Below are 16,912 nucleotides of genomic sequence, written 5' to 3'. Positions count from 1 at the left end.
GCGTACTGCTTGTCTTGCGTACTGCTTGTCTTGCGTACTGCTCGTGTCGCGTACCGCCTGAAGCGGTCCTGCTACAGGTGCGGCAGGATCGACGGCATCAGGTCCTGGAACGTGCGGCCGTTGGCCGCGGTGCCGAGGGCCGTCATCTGCCAGCCCGCGCCCGAACGCGACACCTTCGCCATGATCTGCGCCGTGTACTGGCCGCCGCCGTCGAGGGTGTAGCGGGCCAGCTCCTGGCCGTTGGTCTCGTCGACGATGCGGCAGAACGCGTTCTGCACTTCCTGGAACGTCTGGCCGGTGAAGGAGTTCACCGTGAAGACGATCTGGTCGATGTGCACCGGCACGCGCTGGAGGTCGACGAGGATCGCCTCGTCGTCCCCGCCCTGGCCGACGCCGCCGACGAGGTTGTCACCGGTGTGCCGTACCGAGCCGTCGTCGCTCTGCAGGTGCCGGAAGAAGACGACGTCCACCGGCTGCTTGTCGGCGAAGAGTACCGCCGACGCGTCCAGGTCGATCTCCCGGGTCCGCGAGCCGAACAGTCCGCGGCGCTTGGCGGCCTGCCAGCCGAGGCCCATCCGGACCGCGGTCAGCGTCCCCCCGTCCGCCTTCTGCAGACTGATGGCCTGACCCTTGGTCATGTTGACCGTCACGCGCTGTCCCCTCTCCATAGCCCGCCCCGATTACGGGAGCGCCGCGTGTACCTGCGGCTGTGACCCAACCCTACTGACAGGGCCCGGGTCAGGCGAGGCCCGCTTCCTTCATCTGTCGCAGCTCCTTCTTCAGCTCGCTCACCTCGTCCCGGATCCGGGCCGCGACCTCGAACTGCAGCTCCGCGGCCGCCCCGCGCATCCGCTCGGTCATCTGCTCGATGAGCGAGGCCAGTTCCGCGGCGGGCCGGTCGGTGAGCACCTCGCCCTTGGCCGCGCCCTTCGCGCCCTTGCCGCCCGTCTTGCCCTTGGCCTGGGCCGCCTTGCCGCCGAGCGCCGGCACCGGAGCCTTGGCCCCCTTGCCGTCCGCCGCCTGCCGGTACCCGGTGCCGAGGAGCTGCTCGGTGTCGAGCTCCTCGCGGGCGATGGTGGCGACGATGTCGTTGATCTTCTTGCGCAGCGGCTGCGGGTCGATCCCGTTGGCCGTGTTGTAGGCGACCTGCTTCTCCCGGCGGCGGTTGGTCTCGTCGATCGCCTGCGCCATCGCCGGGGTGATGCTGTCCGCGTACATGTGGACCTGGCCCGACACGTTGCGCGCCGCGCGGCCGATCGTCTGGATCAGGGAGGTCCCGGAGCGCAGGAAGCCCTGCTTGTCGGCGTCGAGGATCGCCACCAGCGACACCTCGGGCAGGTCGAGGCCCTCGCGCAGCAGGTTGATGCCGACCAGTACGTCGTACTCGCCGGACCGGAGCTCGCGCAGCAGCTCGATGCGGCGCAGCGTGTCCACGTCGCTGTGCAGGTAGCGGACCTGGATGCCGAGCTCCAGGAAGTAGTCCGTGAGGTCCTCGGCCATCTTCTTGGTGAGGGTGGTGACCAGGACCCGCTCGTCCTTCTCCACCCGCTGGCGGATCTCGTGCACCAGGTCGTCGATCTGACCCTCGGTGGGCTTGACCACGACCTCGGGGTCGATGAGGCCGGTGGGGCGGATGATCTGCTCGACGAAGCCGTCGCCGCGCGAGAGCTCGTACTTGCCGGGGGTCGCCGACAGGTAGACGGTCTGCCCGATGCGCTCCTGGAACTCCTCCCACTTGAGCGGCCGGTTGTCGAGCGCGGACGGCAGCCGGAATCCGTGGTCGACCAGGGTCCGCTTGCGCGAGGCGTCGCCCTCGTACATGGCGCCGATCTGCGGCACGGTGACGTGCGACTCGTCGATGACCAGGAGGAAATCCTCCGGGAAGTAGTCGATGAGGGTGTTGGGCGCGGAGCCCGGCTCGCGGTCGTCCATGTGCAGCGAGTAGTTCTCGATGCCGGAGCAGGACCCGATCTGCCGCATCATCTCCAGGTCGTACGTGGTGCGCATGCGCAGCCGCTGGGCCTCCAGCATCTTGCCCTGCTTCTCCAGCTCGGCGAGGCGCTGGGCCAGCTCGGCCTCGATGCCGCGGACCGCCTTCTCCATGCGCTCGGGGCCCGCGACGTAGTGGCTGGCGGGGAAGACGTACAGCTCGCGGTCCTCGCTGATGACCTCGCCGGTCAGCGGGTGCAGGGTGGACAGGGCCTCGATCTCGTCGCCGAACATCTCGATGCGGACGGCCAGTTCCTCGTAGACCGGGAAGATCTCGATGGTGTCGCCGCGCACCCGGAAGGTGCCGCGGGTGAAGGCCACGTCGTTGCGGGTGTACTGGATGTCGACGAAGCGGCGCAGCAGCTGGTCCCGGTCGGTCTCCTCGCCCACCTTGAGGGAGACCATCCGGTCGACGTACTCCTGTGGGGTGCCGAGGCCGTAGATGCAGGACACGGAGGCGACGACGATGACGTCGCGCCGGGTCAGGAGCGAGTTGGTGGCGGAGTGGCGCAGCCGCTCCACCTCCTCGTTGATCGAGGAGTCCTTCTCGATGTACGTGTCCGACTGCGGAACGTAGGCCTCGGGCTGGTAGTAGTCGTAGTACGACACGAAGTACTCGACGGCGTTGTTCGGCAGGAGCTCTCGGAACTCGTTCGCCAGCTGGGCGGCGAGGGTCTTGTTCGGCGCCATCACCAGGGTGGGGCGCTGGAGCCTCTCGATCATCCACGCGGTGGTCGCCGACTTGCCGGTGCCGGTCGCGCCCAGCAGGACGACATCCTTCTCACCTGCGCGGATGCGCTTCTCCAGGTCGGCGATGGCCGTCGGCTGGTCGCCGCTGGGCTGGTACGGGCTGACGACCTCGAAAGGCGCCACCGTGCGTTCGATCTTCGATACGGGCCGCATGACTCCACCGTACGACCCCCCACTGACACTCACGTGACGCGCAGGCGCATCCCCACGCGTCCGCGTGGGGACGCGCGCGTCCGCGGCGCCCTCGTGCGCGTCTGCCCGGCCGGACCCCTCTCACACGTTCTGGTCCGTTTGTCGTAGTTCGGTGGCGGCCCGGTGATCTTCAACCCCATGATCGCGGTGAAGGCCCGCCGTGAAGTACATCGCCACAACGTCTGCCGCTCCGCACCCGTCTGACGCAGGACCAGGGCTCCCGACCAGAGGAGAACGCACATGTACGTCCGACCCGCCGCCGCGGCCGCCGCCGCATTCCTGGGCTTCACCCTCACCCTGCTGGGCGGGGCGGCCTCGTCCGCCGCCACCGGCCCCGACTCCCCCACGGCCGGCCGGGCGGCGCTGGGGGGACCCGTCGTGTACGCCCACCGGGGGGCTTCGGCGTACGCCCCGGAGAACACGCTCGACGCGATCGACCTGGCGATGCGGCTGGGCTTCGACTGGGTCGAGAACGACGTGCAGCGCACCCGGGACGGCGAGCTGGTGGTCATCCACGACGACACCCTGGCCCGGACCACCGACGTCGAGCAGGTGTTCCCCGACCGCCAGCCGTGGCGGGTCAAGGACTTCACGGCGGCGGAGATCGCCCGGCTGGACGCGGGCAGCTGGTTCGGGGAGGAGTACGAGGGCGCCCGGGTACCGACCCTGCGGGAGTACCTCGACCGGGTGGAGCGCAACCAGCAGCGGCTGCTGCTGGAGATCAAGAAGCCGGAGCTCTACCCCGGGATCGAGGAGCAGACCCTGAAGGTGCTGGAGGAGGCCGGCTGGCTCGACGAGCGCCATGTGACGCACCGGCTGGTGGTGCAGAGCTTCAGCGCCGACTGCGTCCGCATCGTGCACGGCCTGCGCCCGGACCTCGTGACGGCCTTCCTGGGCACCCCGGCGGTGGCGGACCTGCCGCGGTACGCGCAGTTCACCGACCGGATCAACCCGTGGCACACCACGATCTCGGCCGACTGGGTCTCGGCGGTGCACGGCCTGCTCGGAGCCCACGGCAAGGCCATGGAGGTGGACACGTGGATCGTGGACGACGCCGTGACCGCCCGGAAGGTCCAGGCGATGGGCGTGGACGGGATCATCACCAACGCCCCGGACGTCGTGCAGGAGGCGGTGGGCGGCTTCTGAGCCGGGCCCGAACCGGCGGCGTTGCGGCGTAGGCGCCGCTGTCGGCGCTGTCAGTACTGGCAGCGCCGACAGCGCCGACAGCATTGTCAGCGGGGCGCCGTACCGTGGACGCGTGGACAGCATCGAGCGGCCCCGCGGGCCGCACCTCGAATGGACCGTCGTCGCCAGCGATATCGGTCCCCTGCTCCTGGCCGCGACCCCGGAGGGTCTGGTCCGGGTCGAGTTCCATGCCGGGCCGGACCGGATCGACACCATGATCGGTTCGCTGGTCTCCCGGCTCGGCGCCGACGCCTGGCGGCCCGCGCCGGGCGAGGAGGTGCTGCTGGCAGAGCCCATACGCCAGCTGGCCGCGTACTTCTCCGGTTCGCTGCGGCGCTTCGAGCTGCCGCTGGACTGGCGCCTCAGCTCCGGCTTCAACCGGCAGGTGCTCCAGGAACTGGACCGCTCCGTGCCGTACGGAGCGGTCGTCGGCTACGGGGAACTGGCCGCCCGCGTCGGCCAGCCCGGCGCCGCCCAGGCCGTGGGCAACGCCATGGGGTCGAACCCTCTGCCGCTGGTCGTGGCCTGCCACCGGGTCGTGGAGAACGACGGGGGCATCGGCGGCTTCGGCGGCGGAGTCGAGACCAAGCGGCAGCTGCTCGCGCTGGAAGGCGTCCTCCCGCAGCCGCTGTTCTGAGCGGGTACCGCGACAACGGGCGGCGGCCCGGGCTTCGGACCGCGGGTACCCGGTTCCGCCGCGCGGTAAGGGGTGGCACACTGCCGCGGTGACTACTCCAGCCGCCGCACCCGCCGGTCTCACCGCGCCCTCCCGCGCCCCGCGCCCATGCCCGCGAAGGGGGTGCGCGGCGTGACCGCCTCGCCCGGCACGGACCGGCCCGCAGCCGCGGCCGCCGGCCCGGAACTGGCCCGGCTGCGGCGCCGTACCACCGGGGTGCTCATCGCGAGCCAGATCCTCGGCGGGCTGGGCGTGCCCATCAGCATCGCCCTGGCCCCCGTACTCGCGACCGAGGTCAGCGGCACCGAGGCGCTGTCCGGCCTCGCCTCCACCGCCGCGGTGATCGGCACGGCCCTGGTCTCCCTGCCGCTCGCCGCCCTGATGACCGCCCGCGGCCGCCGGCCCGGGCTGGTCCTGGCCTACGGGATCGGTGCTGTCGGCGCGGGCCTCGTGGTGCTCGCCGCCACCGTCAAGAGCTTCCCGCTCCTGATGCTCGGCATGGCCGCCTTCGGCGCCGCCTCCTCCGCCAACCTGCAGGCCCGGTTCGCCGCCGCCGACCTCGCCGCCCCGGACCGCCGGGCCCGGGCGATCTCCGTCGTCGTGTGGGCGTCCACCCTCGGCGCGGTGCTCGGCCCCAACCTGTCCGCCCCGGCCAGCCGCAGCTTCGCGGGGACCTCCATACCCGAGACGGCGGGCCCCTTCGTGTGGGCCGCCGTCGTCTTCCTCCTCACCGGCACGCTGATCGGCGTACTCCTGCGCCCGGACCCGCTGCTGACGGCCCGTGCGCTGGCCGCGCCCGCGGAGCAGACCCGCGAGGGCCGCTCCCTGCGGGCCGGAATCGCCGCCGTCAGGGCCTCGCCGCGGGCCCGGCTCGCCCTCGTCACCGTCGCCGTGTCCCACACCACCATGGTCTCGATCATGGTGATGACCCCGATGGACCTGGGCCACCACGGGGCCGGGCTGGAGCTCATCGGCCTGGTGATCAGCGGTCACATCGCGGGCATGTTCGCCTTCTCGCCGCTGATGGGCGTACTCGCCGACCGGCTCGGCCGGCTGTCCGTGATCGGCCTGGCGGCCGGGCTGCTCTCGGTCGCCGCCCTGCTCGCCGGCACGGCCGGGCCGCACCACGGCCAGAGTGCGGCCGGCCTGTTCCTGCTCGGCCTCGGCTGGTCCGCCGGGATGGTGTCCGGCTCGGCGCTGCTGACCGACTCGGTGCCACAGGCCGCGCGGGCCGCCGTACAGGGCCTGAGCGACCTGACGATGAACACGGCCGCGGGCGTCGGCGGCGCCGCCGCCGGCCTGGTCATGTCCCAGGCGAGCTACGGCTGGCTCAACGCCGTCGGCGCCTGTCTGCTGCTGCCGATGGCGGCGCTCGCGCTGTTCACCGCGCGCCGCCACCCCGCTCCCGGGAAGGGCCTCAGCAGCTGATGTGGTAGGCCTTGCGGAGCGTCTCGTGCACGGTCCAGGTGGTCTTGTCGCCCTCCCGGAGCACGCAGGCGGAGCCGGGGCCCACCTCCAGGGTCTCGCCGCCCTCGACCTCGATGGTGGCGCGGCCGCTGACCACGACGAACAGCTCGTCGGCCTCGGTGTCGGTGACCACGCCGGGGGTGATCTGCCAGATCCCGCGCAGCTGCCTGCCGTCCGCCGACTCCCAGAGCACCTTGCCCGTCACGACGGGATCACCGGAGACGATCTGTCCGGGGTCGAGCTCTTCGGCCTCCAGTTCGACGTCCGGGACGAAGACGGCGAAGGAGGCGGGGGCGGGGCCGGGGGCGGGGGAACCTGCGGAGGCCGCGGAGTGGTCGCTGGTGCTCATGGCGCGCCAGCCTAATCCGGCCCCCGCCGCGCGGCGCGGTGACCAGAGCGTCCACGAACCGCCCGGCCGACGGGGCACCCTGTCCAGTCAGGCCGCCGGGGGAACGCTACTCGGACAGGTTGTGACGGGTGGGGCGGGAGCGCGTTTGGGGGCGTGGATCCCGTGCCATGGATGGGGACATGTCACAGCACACAGCAACTGCATCCCCGTCCGGCGGACCGGTCCTCTCGGAAGAGGTACGCGAGGCGCTCGCCCGGCACCGGCCCGTCGTGGCCCTGGAGTCGACGATCATCGCGCACGGCCTGCCGCGTCCCCGCAATCTGGCGGTGGGACTCGAACTGGAGGCGCTGGTCCGCTCGGAGGGCGCGGTTCCGGCGACGATCGCGGTCCTGGACGGGGTGGCGCACGCGGGCCTGGACAAGGCGCAGCTGGAGCGCATCGCGGGCGGCGAGGGCGTACGCAAGCTCGGCCACCGGGATCTGGCACCCGCGCTCGCGGCGGGGGCCACGGGGGCGACGACGGTGTCCGCGACCGCCTTCCTGGCGGCCCGGGCGGGCCTGCGGGTCTTCGCCACGGGCGGGCTGGGCGGCGTACACCGCGAATGGGCGCTGACGCAGGACGAATCGGCGGACCTGTCGCTGCTGGCGCGGACGCGGATCACGGTGGTGTGCGCGGGGGTGAAGTCGATCCTGGACGTGCCGGCCACGCTGCAGCGGCTGGAGACGCTGGGGGTGGGGGTGCTCGGTTACCGGACCCGGCGGTTCCCCGGCTTCTACCTGACGGATTCCGGCGAACCGGTGGACTGGACCGTGGAGGGTGCGGAGGAGGTCGCGGCGGTGATGGCCGCTCAGGACGCGCTGGGTGGTGCGGAGTCGGCGCTGCTGGTGGCCAATCCGGTGGACGAGGCGGAACAGCTGGATCCGGAGCTGCACGACCGGGTGCTGGCCGAGGCGCTCGCAGAGTGCCGGGAGCGCGGGATCACGGGGCAGGCGGTGACACCGTTCCTGCTGGGGTTCCTGGTACGGGCGACGGGCGGGGCCTCGCTGGAGGCGAACCTGGCGGCGGTACGGGGCAACGTGCGGCTCGGGGCCAAGATCGCGGGGGCCTGGGCGGCCCGGGCATGACCGCGGCGGGACCGGCCGTTCCGGGGGCGCTGCTGATCGTCGGGGACGTGGTGACCGATGTCGTGGCGGTACATCCCGAACCGCTGGCTCCGGCCACCGACACGGCCGCGCGGATCCGGACCCTGCCGGGTGGCGCCGGGGCCAACGCGGCCTGCTGGGCGGCCCTCACGGGGGCCGTGGAAGTACGGCTCCTGGCGCGGGTGGGCGCGGAGTCGGCGCGGTGGCACGAGCGGGCGCTGGTGGACGCGGGGGTGCGGCCGCGGCTGGTGATCGACCGGGAGGAGCCGACCGGGACGGTGGTCGCGCTGGTCGGCAAGGACGCGGAGCGGACCTTCCTGACCGACAGCGGGGCCGCGCTGCGGCTGTGCCCGGCCGACTGGACCCCGTCCCTGCTGGACGGGGTGGCCCATCTCCACCTGTCCGGGTACCTGTTCTTCGCCGACAGCAGCCGGGAGCTGGCCCTGGTCGCGCTGCGGGCGGCCCGGGCCCGGGGGGTGCCGGTGAGCGTGGATCCCGCCTCGGCCGGATTCCTGGCGGGGCTGGGCCCGCGGCGCTTCCTCGACGCGGTGACCGGAGCCGGCGTACTGCTGCCGAACGAGGACGAGGCACGGCTGCTGGCCGGGCTGCCGGAACCGGCCGGAGTGGCCCGGGCGGCGGCGCAGCTGAGCCGACGGGTGCCGCTGGTGGTGGTGACCCGGGGGGCGGCCGGGGCGCTGGTCGCCGAGCGGGGCCGGATCACCGCCGAGGTCACGGCGGAACCGGCCGAGGCGGTGGACTCGACGGGGGCGGGGGACGCGTTCACCGGGGGGTTCCTGGCGGCGCTGCTGACGGGGGCGGATCCGGTGGAGGCGGCGCGGGCGGGCTGCCGGGCCGCCGCGCTGGCGGTCACCCGGATGGGCGGGAGGCCGTAGCCCTGGCCGTAGCCCTGGCCGTTGCCCCGGCCGGGGGTCGGCTGCGGGCTCGTCCGGGGCCGGGCCCCTCATCGGCCGCGGATGTCCGTCCAGGCGGGGTGACGGGGGTCATCGGCCCTGACCAGTGCGTCGGCCTGTGCCGCCGGGTCGGTCTCGGCCTCGTAGCGGGCGAAGGCCGGGAGGGTCCAGCGGGCGGATTCCTCGGTACGGCGGGCGAGCGCGCCCGCGGAGAGGCGGATGTGGACGCTCAGGTCGAACGGGAACCAGTGGCCCAGCAGCAGCGGGCCGTGCACGATCACCACGCCGCCGGGCGGGAGTTCGACGTACGGGCTGCGCGTCGCCCGGTCGGTCACCGGGTCCCAGAGGTCGGGCAGCACCCGCCCCGTGCCACCGGGGTCGGTCGGGCCGAACACCTCCCGCCAGAGCGCGGCCGTGTCGTACCAGCCGCCGAGGTAGGAGTCCACGTCCTGGCGGCCGAACTCGAAGCGGAGGGACGCCGGCCGCAGGAAGCCCTCGGCCGGTACCACCAGGACCGACCGACCGCGCCGCCGCAGCGCCTCGGCGAGGTGTTCCGCGAGTACGCCCGTCCCAGCGGCCGGCGCTCCGTCGACGCCGACCCGCTGCCAACTGTCCTGCCCGGTGGCGGTGTCGCGGTCGTCGAGGTGACCGGCGAGCCGCTCGGCCATCCGCTGCCATGTGATCGCTTCCAGCTGCACCGGCCCATTGTCACGCGGCGTGCGCCCGGCACACGGCCGGGGTGGTGCCGGCCGGAGCCGGGGCGGGTATGGCGAAGGGGGTCAAGGCGGTCCCCGCGGGCAGCGCCGGGGTCACGTGGATCACGACCGGTTCACTGCCGAGGTTGTGGCCCAGGTGGATGTGCCGGATGCCCGCGGGCTCCACGAAGGCGGTCCCGGCGCGGTGCACCTCGACCGTGTGGTCGTGCAGGACGCGGGTCAGCGTCCCCGCGAGCACGACGGCGTTCAGCCGCACCCGGTGGTAGTGCCAGCCGGTGCAGCCGCCCGGAGGTATGACGACCTCCCTCGCCGCGGGGGCCGCGGCCGTGCGTGCCCTCGTCGGCCGAATCGTCGTCGCCCGCTGTCCCAGCATGTGGTGCACGTGCCCTCCCCGGTGGACCTGCCGCCGTCCACTCGGGCCCCACCGTAGAAGGAGGGCAGGTCGTCGAGGAAGAGATGATCAAACATCAACCGCCGCTCTCCACCAGGTGATATGAGGCTCCGGCAGCGGTATCACATCCGTATGAGCCTGGTCGTCTTCGAGTCCGCGAAGCAGATCCACTGCGCCGAGTGCCGGCAGGGCCCGCTCCGGCACCTCGTGCGCGAGGCGGGCGTACCGCGCTGCCTGGACTGCGCCGATCTCGGGCATCTGGTCTACCTCCCGCGCGGGGACGCGGCGCTCACCCGCCGCTCCCGCGAGGCGAGTTCGCTCTCCGCCGTCGTCGTCCGATTCAACAGGCGCCGGCGCCGCTACGAGCGCCAGGGGATCCTCGTCGAGGACGCCGCCCTGGCGGGCGCGGAACGTGCCTGCCTGGCGGACGCCGAGGCACGGGCCCGGCGCCGGGAGCGCGACCGGCTGCGTCGCGCCGCGGAGGACACCCGGTTCACGGCGGCCTTCGCGGCCGAGATAGTACGGCTGTTCCCGGGCTGCCCGGCCGACCGGGCCGTGGCGATCGCCACCCACGCCTCGGTGCGCGGCAGCGGCCGGGTGGGCCGCAGCGCGGCCGGCCGGGCCCTCGACGAACTGGCGGTGTCGTACGCGGTACGGGCGGCCGTGCGGCACACCGACACCGAGTACGACGCCCTGCTGATGGCGGGGGTGCCGCGGTTCGCGGCCCGGGCCCGGCTGGCCGCCCGGATCGACGCCGTCCTGGACGGGTGGCGTACGGCCTAGTTGAGGCGGAAGCGGCGGTAGAGGAGCACCCCGCCGAGCAGCAGCGCTCCCCCGCCCGGCAGCAGGTAGCCGACGGCGTCGGCCCCGGTGTGGGCGAGCGACGCCTCGGTGTGCCGGGGCGGCGCGGGCGGGGTCATGGGGCGCGGGGCGGCGGGCGGCTGGGCGGCGGGCGGCTGGGCCGGTTCGCTTTCGACGGGCGTCCGGCCGTTGACGGAGATGTTGCCGTGGGAGCTGTTGCCGACGCCGACGACGCTCACGGAGTTGCCGCTGAGGTTCAGCGGCAGGTCGACCGGGAGCTGGAGCCCGTTGCCGGACAGCACCCCCGGTGAATCCTTTCCGCGCCCCTCGGCGGTGGCACCGCCGCCGTTTCCGGCTCCGGGTTTCGCCTGATGCGAGGGCCTTGGGTCCGGATTCCCTCCGCCACCCCCCGGTGCCGCGTTGGCACAGCGGTTGCCGGCCGCCGGGTTGAGTAGGCCGACCACGCTCACGGTGTTCCCGCACACGTTGACCGGGACGTGCACGGGCAGCTGTACCACGTTCCCGGACAGCAGCCCCGGCGAGCGTTCGGCCTGACCACTCGCGTCCGCATCGGCGTAGGCGAATCCGCTCACACCCGCGACCGCCAGCCCACCTCCCGCAACCACCGCCGCGATCAAGCCATTCCGACGACTGTGACGCATCAGTTTTCCTGCCTTCCGGAGGAGTTCACGGGCGCTGCACCCGCACCGGAGACAACGCTCTGAACCCATTCGGGTTATAGCGCCGGTAGGCATTTCACTCCATCGTGTACTGGGTAGTCCCTACTTCATGACTGCTCGCCCGCTGCTCCTCCTCGACGTGGACGGCCCGCTCAACCCCTTCCGGTCACCCCTCGCCGGACTGCGCGGTTACCGGAGCCACCGGATGCGACCCGACGTCTGGCTCGCCTACCGCGACCCGGAATCCCGCAGCGCCCGGCGCGGCGCACGGGTCCGTCTCCACCCGTCCCACGGCGCCCGGTTGCTGGCGCTGCCCTTCGAACTCACCTGGGCCACCGCCTGGACGCACCAGGCCAACACGCTGATCGCGCCGCACATCGGACTGCCCGATGATCTTCCCGTCGTCGAATGGCCGGAACTCTTCGCCCGCGACCCGGACGGCCTCTCGTGGAAGACCCGACCCCTCCTCGACTGGGCGGCCGGCCGCCCCTTCGCCTGGGTCGACGACATGATCACTCCCCGCGACCGCGCCTGGGTCACCGCCCACCACCCGGCCCCGGCCCTCCTCCTGCGCATCCACCCCCGCCGCGGCCTCCGGGACCGCGACTTCACCACCCTCAGCCGGTGGGCTCGCGAAGTGACGCGCTGAACCGTCCATCGACCTGCCGCATCCGCCCATCCGACACCAGTGCGTCGACATCCGACTCCAACGCGCTCCGGATGTCATCGCCCATCCGCTTCCATCCGAAGAACTCACGCCCGTGCCTCAGGAGCTCGTCGAGGGACATTCCCGGGCACTCGGCGGCCAGCTCGGCCAGGACCCTCTGCCGCTCCCCCGGAGCCACATGACTGACCTTCCGGCTGCAGATGTCCACCGGCGTCCGGGCCCCGGTGAGAGCCCGGCCGTGCACATCCGCAAATCCGTCGGTGTGCACCGCGATCCGCTGCCGTACCAGGTCTCGCAGTACGAGAAGCACGTTGTCCCGAATACGGCTGCCGGCCCGCTTCACCTGCCACACCTCACGAGCCCGTTGCACCAACAGGTCCTCATGAATGGGCCCTTCCACCTCCACGATCTGTGCCAGTGCCTTGCGCAGCGCTGAACGCGCCTCGGGGGTATGGAGCTCCGCCCTTGTGTCCGCCTGCACGAGAGCCGCCTCGTAAGGCCGGCTCCAGGCACGCTCGGGCACCTCGTCCATCCGGACCTGCACCCGGACCGGTTCCGGGCGCGGAGCCGGCACCTGAAGCGGAGCCTGCACCGGGGCCGTCGGCCTCGAGAAGGGGTCGCGCGCGGTCGCGGCCTCCACCGCTGCTCTCAGCCGAGTCTCCGAATCAGCACGATTGCGGTACCAGTCGGTCCCCCAGATCCGGTGAAGCGTCCACCCGAGCCCTTCCAGCACCTGCTGGCGGAGCCTGTCCCGGTCCCTCGCCGCGCGCGATGAGTGGTACATCGCGCCGTCGCACTCGATGCCGAGTGCGTACGACCCCGGCGCCACCGGGTGCCGAAGTCCCAGGTCGATGCGGTAGCCGGACACGCCCACCTGCGGTTGGACCTCATAGCCCCACCCGCGCAGCACCTCCAGCACCGACTCCTCGAACGGGCTGTCCGGCTCCGCATCCGCGGCCACGACGTCCTGGGCCAGCACCGCCGGCCCGTTCTCCGCGTACTCCAGGTAGCGCTTGAGGTACTGAACGCTCGGGTTCGTACTGTCCTTGAGCTGCCCGGCATGGAACGAGGCGACCAGTTCGACCCGGTAACGAGCCCGGGTCACGGCGACGTTCAGTCGCCGCCAGCCGCCTTCCCTGTTGATCGGACCGAAGTTGAGACCCACGATTCCGCGCTCGTCCGGGCCGTAGCCCAGAGACATGATCATGACGTCGCGCTCGTCGCCCTGGACCGATTCCAGGTTCTTGACGAAGAACCCGTCGAGCCGGTCCTCGGTGAAACAGTGGTCAAGGTCGGGGCGGGCCAGCCTGGCCTGCTGCACACACTCGTCGATCGCGCTCGCCTGGGCCTGCGACAGCGCCACCACCCCCAGGCTCCGCCCGGGCCGGGTGTCGAAATGGTGCAGCACTCGCCGCGCCACCTCTTCCGCCTCGCGCCGGTTGTCCCGGCGGCCGCCCTTGTCGTAGCAGCCATCGGCTTTGAAGAACTCGACTCCGATGTCCGGGCCGCTCTCCATCGCCCCGGGGAAGGTCACCATGGCGTTCCGGTAGAACTCCCGGTTGCTGAAGGTGATCAGGTCCTCGTGGCGGCTGCGGTAGTGCCAGCGCAGCGGCAGCTCCCGCATGGCCCCGGCCTTGCACGCGTGCAGAAGCGATTCGAAAGAGTCCGGCACGTCCTCGTCGTACTCATCGCCCTCGTCCCCGACGGCAGAGTCGAAGAAGGCCGTCGGCGGGAGCTGCTTCTCGTCGCCCGCGACGACCAACGAGCGTCCTCGGTACACGCAATTGACTGCGTCCCCGGGCCTGACCTGCGAGGCCTCGTCGAAGATCACCACATCGAACCGGTAATCGGCCGGCAAGTACTGACTGACCGACAGCGGGTTCATCATGAAACAGGGCTTGACCGCCTGAACGACCTCCCTCGCCCGCCCCAGGAGGTCCCGCACGGACAGATGCCGGGTCTTCTTCTCGGCCTCGCGCCGGATGAGGGCCGCCCCGCCCCCGCCGAAGGCCTTCGGCTTACGGCTGCTGCACGCCGCGACCACCGCGCCACTTGCGGCAGCCACCAGCATCCGGTCGGCTTGCCGGAAGGTCCGCACCCGGGCGTCAAGTTCTGCGGCGCCCGCCGTACGCAGTCGCGGATCGGTGGCGAGCAGCGTGTCGGCCCACAGCTGGAGCACCGCGCGTTCGACCACCTCCGGGAAGACCTCTGCGGGGATTCCCCGTTCCGCAGCACGCGAGACGAGGTCGTCGAGTCCACGGGTGGCCAGGCTCGCGAGCCCGCTCCGGTACGCCTGCCACTCCGCCGGTCCGGAGGAATCTGCCGCGAGCGCCGCGAGCTCCTCGGCCGACTCCTCCAGTGTGCCCATCAGTGCGGGAAGCAGTTTCAGTCGGCGTGCGTCGTCGAACATCTCGGCAAAGGCTGCCGAGGCCGCGCCCCACCGCTCGGTCCGCGATTCCACGGCGTCGCACCAGTCGGCAATGGCCGCCCTGACCACCTTGGCCCGGAGCGCGCAGTGGTGGGGTTCCGCGTCATGGGCGAGCATTTCCGGCAGCCGGTCCGCCTGCGCGGTACCCCGGGTGAGTTCGCCGATCCGGACCGCGTTCGCCATGGCCTCGTCGACCGGCTCGAACTCGCTGTCCGGACTCGGTAGGTACGGCCCCAGCAGGGCTCCGTGTGCCGCAACGAGCCGCTGCACGCGCTGATGGGTCTGCTGCCAGGTGAGCGCCTCGCCGAGACGCGCCTTCACGCCCCTGTTCCACTCGCCGGCCACCGTCAGGCCGGCTACCGCATCCCGGTCCGCCCGGTACTTTCCCTTGAGTCGTGCCGTCAGCTTCTGGTGGTCCTCCTCGAACCTGCGGACCAGGTCGGGGAGCTCTGCACATTCCAGGACCTGGGGCCCGTACACGTCCTGCGCCGCTTCGCGTGCGGCTCGCTCCTCCCCGACGGCAGCCCGGATCTCCTCGACTGCATCGTGGGCCTCCCGCAGTCGCTGTGCGTCGAACCAGTGGGCCGGCGGCCGCCGCGCCGCCTCGGTGAGATCGGCGAGCTCGATCAGCGCGAGTACCCCCGCGATGTCCCCGGACTCGTCGAGCCCGAAGTCCTCGGCAAGCTGCGCGGCGAGGCCGGACCGGTCTTCCAGCTGGGTGTTACTCCCCGTGCCGGAAGTCCGCTCCGGCAGCCCCCTGCGAAGCTCGTCCGCAAGCCGCCTGATCTCCCGAACGGTCTGCGCGACGGGCATGACCGATGTCAGGGGCCTGCGCTCCGCCACCGCCCGCAGCGACTGCAGTGCGTCATCTGCGTCGGCCAGCACAATGGCGGCCGAAACTCCCCCTTCGCCTGCGGGGTCACGCAGGCCGCGCCAGGCAAAGTTTTCACCCTCCGCCAACGGCCGCCACGACCGGGCCACCGACCGCGCGGCCGCCAGCACCTCCGAGAGGACGGCGGCACTGAGCGTTCCGGTGAGGTCGCCAACGCCCGTGGTGAGTGCCAGGTGTGGGACGGCTTCCTGATCGAGGCGTGCGAGCCGCCCGAGCACACCGTGCAGCGAGCGGCCGAGCGGGTGCCGTTCCTCGTTCATGGCCGCCGCGTGGGCGGACAGCTCCTCGCGCAGCCGGCGCGCCTCGTCGAGTTCGTGCTCCGCCGCGCCGGAGGCCCGTACCTCGGTGGTCAGGGCGCGATCCAGTTCCTGTGCGACCGCCTTCTTGCTGGTGTCGCTGCTGTGCAGGGCGAGCACGAAGTCTCCGAGCCCGACGTCCGTCAGCCGGTTGCGCACGACGTCCAGCGCGGCGGCCTTCTCGCTGACGAACAGAACGCTGCGGCCGGAGTGCATCAGAGCCGCGATCATGTTGGTGATCGTCTGGCTCTTGCCGGTGCCGGGCGGGCCGCTCATGACGAACGACCGGTGTGCCATGGCCGCCGCTATGCACTGGCGCTGCGAGGCGTCCGCGTCCAGCACCAGCGGCGTCCGCTCCGGCAGCTGGATCTCGTCGATGCGGTCCAGCGCGGGCGGTTCGAAGCCGATGACGTCGTCGGGGAGGCCTGACTCCGGTCCTAGTCCGATGGCTCTGATCAGCGGGTTCGCGAGGATCGCCGCCTCGTTTTCCTTGAGGTCTTGGTACATCGCCTCTTTGTGCGCGGCGAAGGTGGCCAGTACGACGGTGTCGCGGACCTCCCAGCCGGCCAGTCCCGCGGCGGCAGCCCGCGCCCTGGCCAGCACTCGGCCCAGGTCCAGGCAGTCCGTGTCCGCCACGGCCGTCCAGTCGACGCCGAGCTGGGCGAGTTTCACCGCGAGCGCGGGGTTGTGCAGGGCGTCCTGTTCCTCGGCCTCGTGCAGTCGGATCCTGCCCGTGCGGTCGCGTACGAGCTCCACCGGGACCAGTACCAGCGGCGCCGAGCTGGTCTCGTGGGCGCCTTCCTCGCACCACTGGACCATGCCGACCCCGAGCCAGAGCACCCAGAGTCCGAAGTCGTTGTACGTCTGGTTCGACTTCTGTCTCAGCTGCCGCAGGGCGCTGTCCAGCGCCGCCTGTGTCTGCTTCTGCGTGACGAGTCCGTCCGCCTCGGGCCGGAGCAGCCGTCCGCCATGCGTCTTGGCGAGGGAGACCCCGTCGCCCTTGTCCTCACCCGCTTCGTCCCGGACCGGCACGAAGTCCCAGCCCCGGCTCAGCCCGCGAAGCAGCGGTTCGAACCCTGGCTCCGTGATCTCCAGGGTGAGGGATCGCGTGTGCTTGAAGTTCAGCAGCCGATTGCGGCCGCCGAGGTCGATGAGGGACTCCCGCCATCCACCCAGAACGGCCCTCAGCCGGTCGTGGCCGGGGTCGGTGTTTCCGAGGGGGGCGTCGGCATTCGCCGTCCGGGCGTGCATCTGGGGGCTACTTCCGCCGCAGGGTTGAAAGAGGCGGCCCTCGGCACGAGGGTCGCCTCTTCCAACGCTTCTACCATCTACCGATCAGAAGCACTCAGGGGTTGATCGATTGCAGCACTGATCGCAAAC

At 71.8% G+C, this 16,912-nt stretch carries 14 protein-coding genes; 7 read left to right on the top strand and 7 right to left on the bottom strand.

Features of this window, described 5'->3' with window-relative positions:
- Positions 1–71: 71 nt before the first annotated feature.
- Positions 72–650, bottom strand: coding sequence for a TerD family protein (locus ACGFYQ_RS24895; RefSeq protein ID WP_393747387.1), 579 nt, complete (start codon positions 648–650; stop codon positions 72–74).
- A gap of 88 nt (positions 651–738) precedes the next feature.
- Positions 739–2,892 (bottom strand): excinuclease ABC subunit UvrB, encoded by a 2,154-nt coding sequence (gene uvrB / locus ACGFYQ_RS24890; protein ID WP_393747385.1) that lies wholly within the window; start codon positions 2,890–2,892, stop codon positions 739–741.
- 279 nt (positions 2,893–3,171) lie between these two features.
- On the opposite strand from uvrB, the gene ACGFYQ_RS24885 reads away from it, so the two are divergent.
- The 3 genes from ACGFYQ_RS24885 (at position 3,172) to ACGFYQ_RS24875 (ending at position 6,220) form a co-directional block, all read left to right on the top strand.
- On the top strand, positions 3,172–4,077 hold the full coding sequence (locus ACGFYQ_RS24885) for a glycerophosphodiester phosphodiesterase (protein WP_393747383.1): 906 nt from the start codon (positions 3,172–3,174) through the stop codon (positions 4,075–4,077).
- A 112-nt stretch (positions 4,078–4,189) separates the two neighbouring features.
- Positions 4,190–4,753 carry a methylated-DNA--[protein]-cysteine S-methyltransferase gene (locus ACGFYQ_RS24880; protein WP_393747381.1) on the top strand — a complete coding sequence of 188 codons (564 nt, stop codon included), beginning with the start codon at positions 4,190–4,192 and terminating at the stop codon, positions 4,751–4,753.
- A 147-nt stretch (positions 4,754–4,900) separates the two neighbouring features.
- Positions 4,901–6,220: an MFS transporter gene (locus ACGFYQ_RS24875; RefSeq protein ID WP_393747379.1), complete on the top strand. Its 1,320-nt coding sequence runs from the start codon at positions 4,901–4,903 to the stop codon at positions 6,218–6,220.
- Here ACGFYQ_RS24875 and ACGFYQ_RS24870 read toward each other — a convergent pair.
- Positions 6,210–6,608 carry a cupin domain-containing protein gene (locus ACGFYQ_RS24870; protein ID WP_393747377.1) on the bottom strand — a complete coding sequence of 133 codons (399 nt, stop codon included), beginning with the start codon at positions 6,606–6,608 and terminating at the stop codon, positions 6,210–6,212. The genes ACGFYQ_RS24875 and ACGFYQ_RS24870 overlap by 11 nt on opposite strands.
- A 179-nt stretch (positions 6,609–6,787) precedes the next feature.
- On the opposite strand from ACGFYQ_RS24870, the gene ACGFYQ_RS24865 reads away from it, so the two are divergent.
- Complete coding sequence (locus tag ACGFYQ_RS24865) at positions 6,788–7,732, top strand: pseudouridine-5'-phosphate glycosidase (RefSeq protein WP_393747375.1); 945 nt, start codon at positions 6,788–6,790, stop codon at positions 7,730–7,732.
- Complete coding sequence (locus ACGFYQ_RS24860) at positions 7,729–8,643, top strand: carbohydrate kinase family protein (protein ID WP_393747373.1); 915 nt, start codon at positions 7,729–7,731, stop codon at positions 8,641–8,643. The genes ACGFYQ_RS24865 and ACGFYQ_RS24860 overlap by 4 nt, the downstream gene beginning before the upstream one ends.
- Positions 8,644–8,711: 68 nt before the next feature.
- Here ACGFYQ_RS24860 and ACGFYQ_RS24855 read toward each other — a convergent pair whose 3' ends face one another.
- Together ACGFYQ_RS24855 and ACGFYQ_RS24850 are read right to left on the bottom strand one after the other, a co-directional pair.
- Positions 8,712–9,359: a uridine kinase gene (locus tag ACGFYQ_RS24855; protein WP_393747371.1), complete on the bottom strand. Its 648-nt coding sequence runs from the start codon at positions 9,357–9,359 to the stop codon at positions 8,712–8,714.
- A gap of 10 nt (positions 9,360–9,369) precedes the next feature.
- Positions 9,370–9,750, bottom strand: a complete 381-nt coding sequence (locus tag ACGFYQ_RS24850) for a cupin domain-containing protein (RefSeq protein WP_393747639.1) — start codon at positions 9,748–9,750, stop codon at positions 9,370–9,372.
- A 150-nt stretch (positions 9,751–9,900) separates the two neighbouring features.
- On the opposite strand from ACGFYQ_RS24850, the gene ACGFYQ_RS24845 reads away from it, so the two are divergent.
- Positions 9,901–10,551 (top strand): DUF2293 domain-containing protein, encoded by a 651-nt coding sequence (locus ACGFYQ_RS24845; RefSeq protein ID WP_393747369.1) that lies wholly within the window; start codon positions 9,901–9,903, stop codon positions 10,549–10,551.
- Here the strand turns inward: ACGFYQ_RS24845 and ACGFYQ_RS24840 are convergent.
- Positions 10,548–11,231, bottom strand: a complete 684-nt coding sequence (locus ACGFYQ_RS24840) for a chaplin (protein WP_393747367.1) — start codon at positions 11,229–11,231, stop codon at positions 10,548–10,550. The two genes, ACGFYQ_RS24845 and ACGFYQ_RS24840, sit on opposite strands and share 4 nt — an antisense overlap.
- Positions 11,232–11,358: 127 nt before the next feature.
- Between ACGFYQ_RS24840 and ACGFYQ_RS24835 the strand changes: the two genes are divergently transcribed.
- Complete coding sequence (locus ACGFYQ_RS24835) at positions 11,359–11,898, top strand: hypothetical protein (protein WP_393747365.1); 540 nt, start codon at positions 11,359–11,361, stop codon at positions 11,896–11,898.
- Here ACGFYQ_RS24835 and ACGFYQ_RS24830 read toward each other — a convergent pair.
- Positions 11,867–16,783, bottom strand: a complete 4,917-nt coding sequence (locus ACGFYQ_RS24830; RefSeq protein ID WP_393747363.1) for a DUF3320 domain-containing protein — start codon at positions 16,781–16,783, stop codon at positions 11,867–11,869. The two genes, ACGFYQ_RS24835 and ACGFYQ_RS24830, sit on opposite strands and share 32 nt — an antisense overlap.
- Positions 16,784–16,912 lie beyond the last annotated feature (129 nt).

The organism is Streptomyces sp. NPDC048258 (assembly GCF_043201995.1).
Classification (GTDB): domain Bacteria; phylum Actinomycetota; class Actinomycetes; order Streptomycetales; family Streptomycetaceae; genus Streptomyces.
The sequence above is the reverse complement of the archived record's forward strand: the minus strand, read 5'-3'. Positions and strand labels throughout refer to the sequence as shown.

Excerpts from the sequence above, each read along its gene's own strand:
- ACGFYQ_RS24860 (WP_393747373.1), top strand. The coding sequence starts at position 7,729 with ATGACCGCGGCGGGACCGGCCGTTCCGGGGGCGCTGCTGATCGTCGGG.
- ACGFYQ_RS24875 (WP_393747379.1), top strand. The coding sequence starts at position 4,901 with ATGCCCGCGAAGGGGGTGCGCGGCGTGACCGCCTCGCCCGGCACGGAC.
- ACGFYQ_RS24885 (WP_393747383.1), top strand. The coding sequence starts at position 3,172 with ATGTACGTCCGACCCGCCGCCGCGGCCGCCGCCGCATTCCTGGGCTTC.
- ACGFYQ_RS24865 (WP_393747375.1), top strand. The coding sequence starts at position 6,788 with ATGTCACAGCACACAGCAACTGCATCCCCGTCCGGCGGACCGGTCCTC.
- ACGFYQ_RS24830 (WP_393747363.1), bottom strand. The coding sequence starts at position 16,783 with ATGCACGCCCGGACGGCGAATGCCGACGCCCCCCTCGGAAACACCGAC.
- ACGFYQ_RS24850 (WP_393747639.1), bottom strand. The coding sequence starts at position 9,750 with ATGCTGGGACAGCGGGCGACGACGATTCGGCCGACGAGGGCACGCACG.
- uvrB (WP_393747385.1), bottom strand. The coding sequence starts at position 2,892 with ATGCGGCCCGTATCGAAGATCGAACGCACGGTGGCGCCTTTCGAGGTC.
- ACGFYQ_RS24840 (WP_393747367.1), bottom strand. The coding sequence starts at position 11,231 with ATGCGTCACAGTCGTCGGAATGGCTTGATCGCGGCGGTGGTTGCGGGA.
- ACGFYQ_RS24835 (WP_393747365.1), top strand. The coding sequence starts at position 11,359 with ATGACTGCTCGCCCGCTGCTCCTCCTCGACGTGGACGGCCCGCTCAAC.
- ACGFYQ_RS24845 (WP_393747369.1), top strand. The coding sequence starts at position 9,901 with ATGAGCCTGGTCGTCTTCGAGTCCGCGAAGCAGATCCACTGCGCCGAG.
- ACGFYQ_RS24870 (WP_393747377.1), bottom strand. The coding sequence starts at position 6,608 with ATGAGCACCAGCGACCACTCCGCGGCCTCCGCAGGTTCCCCCGCCCCC.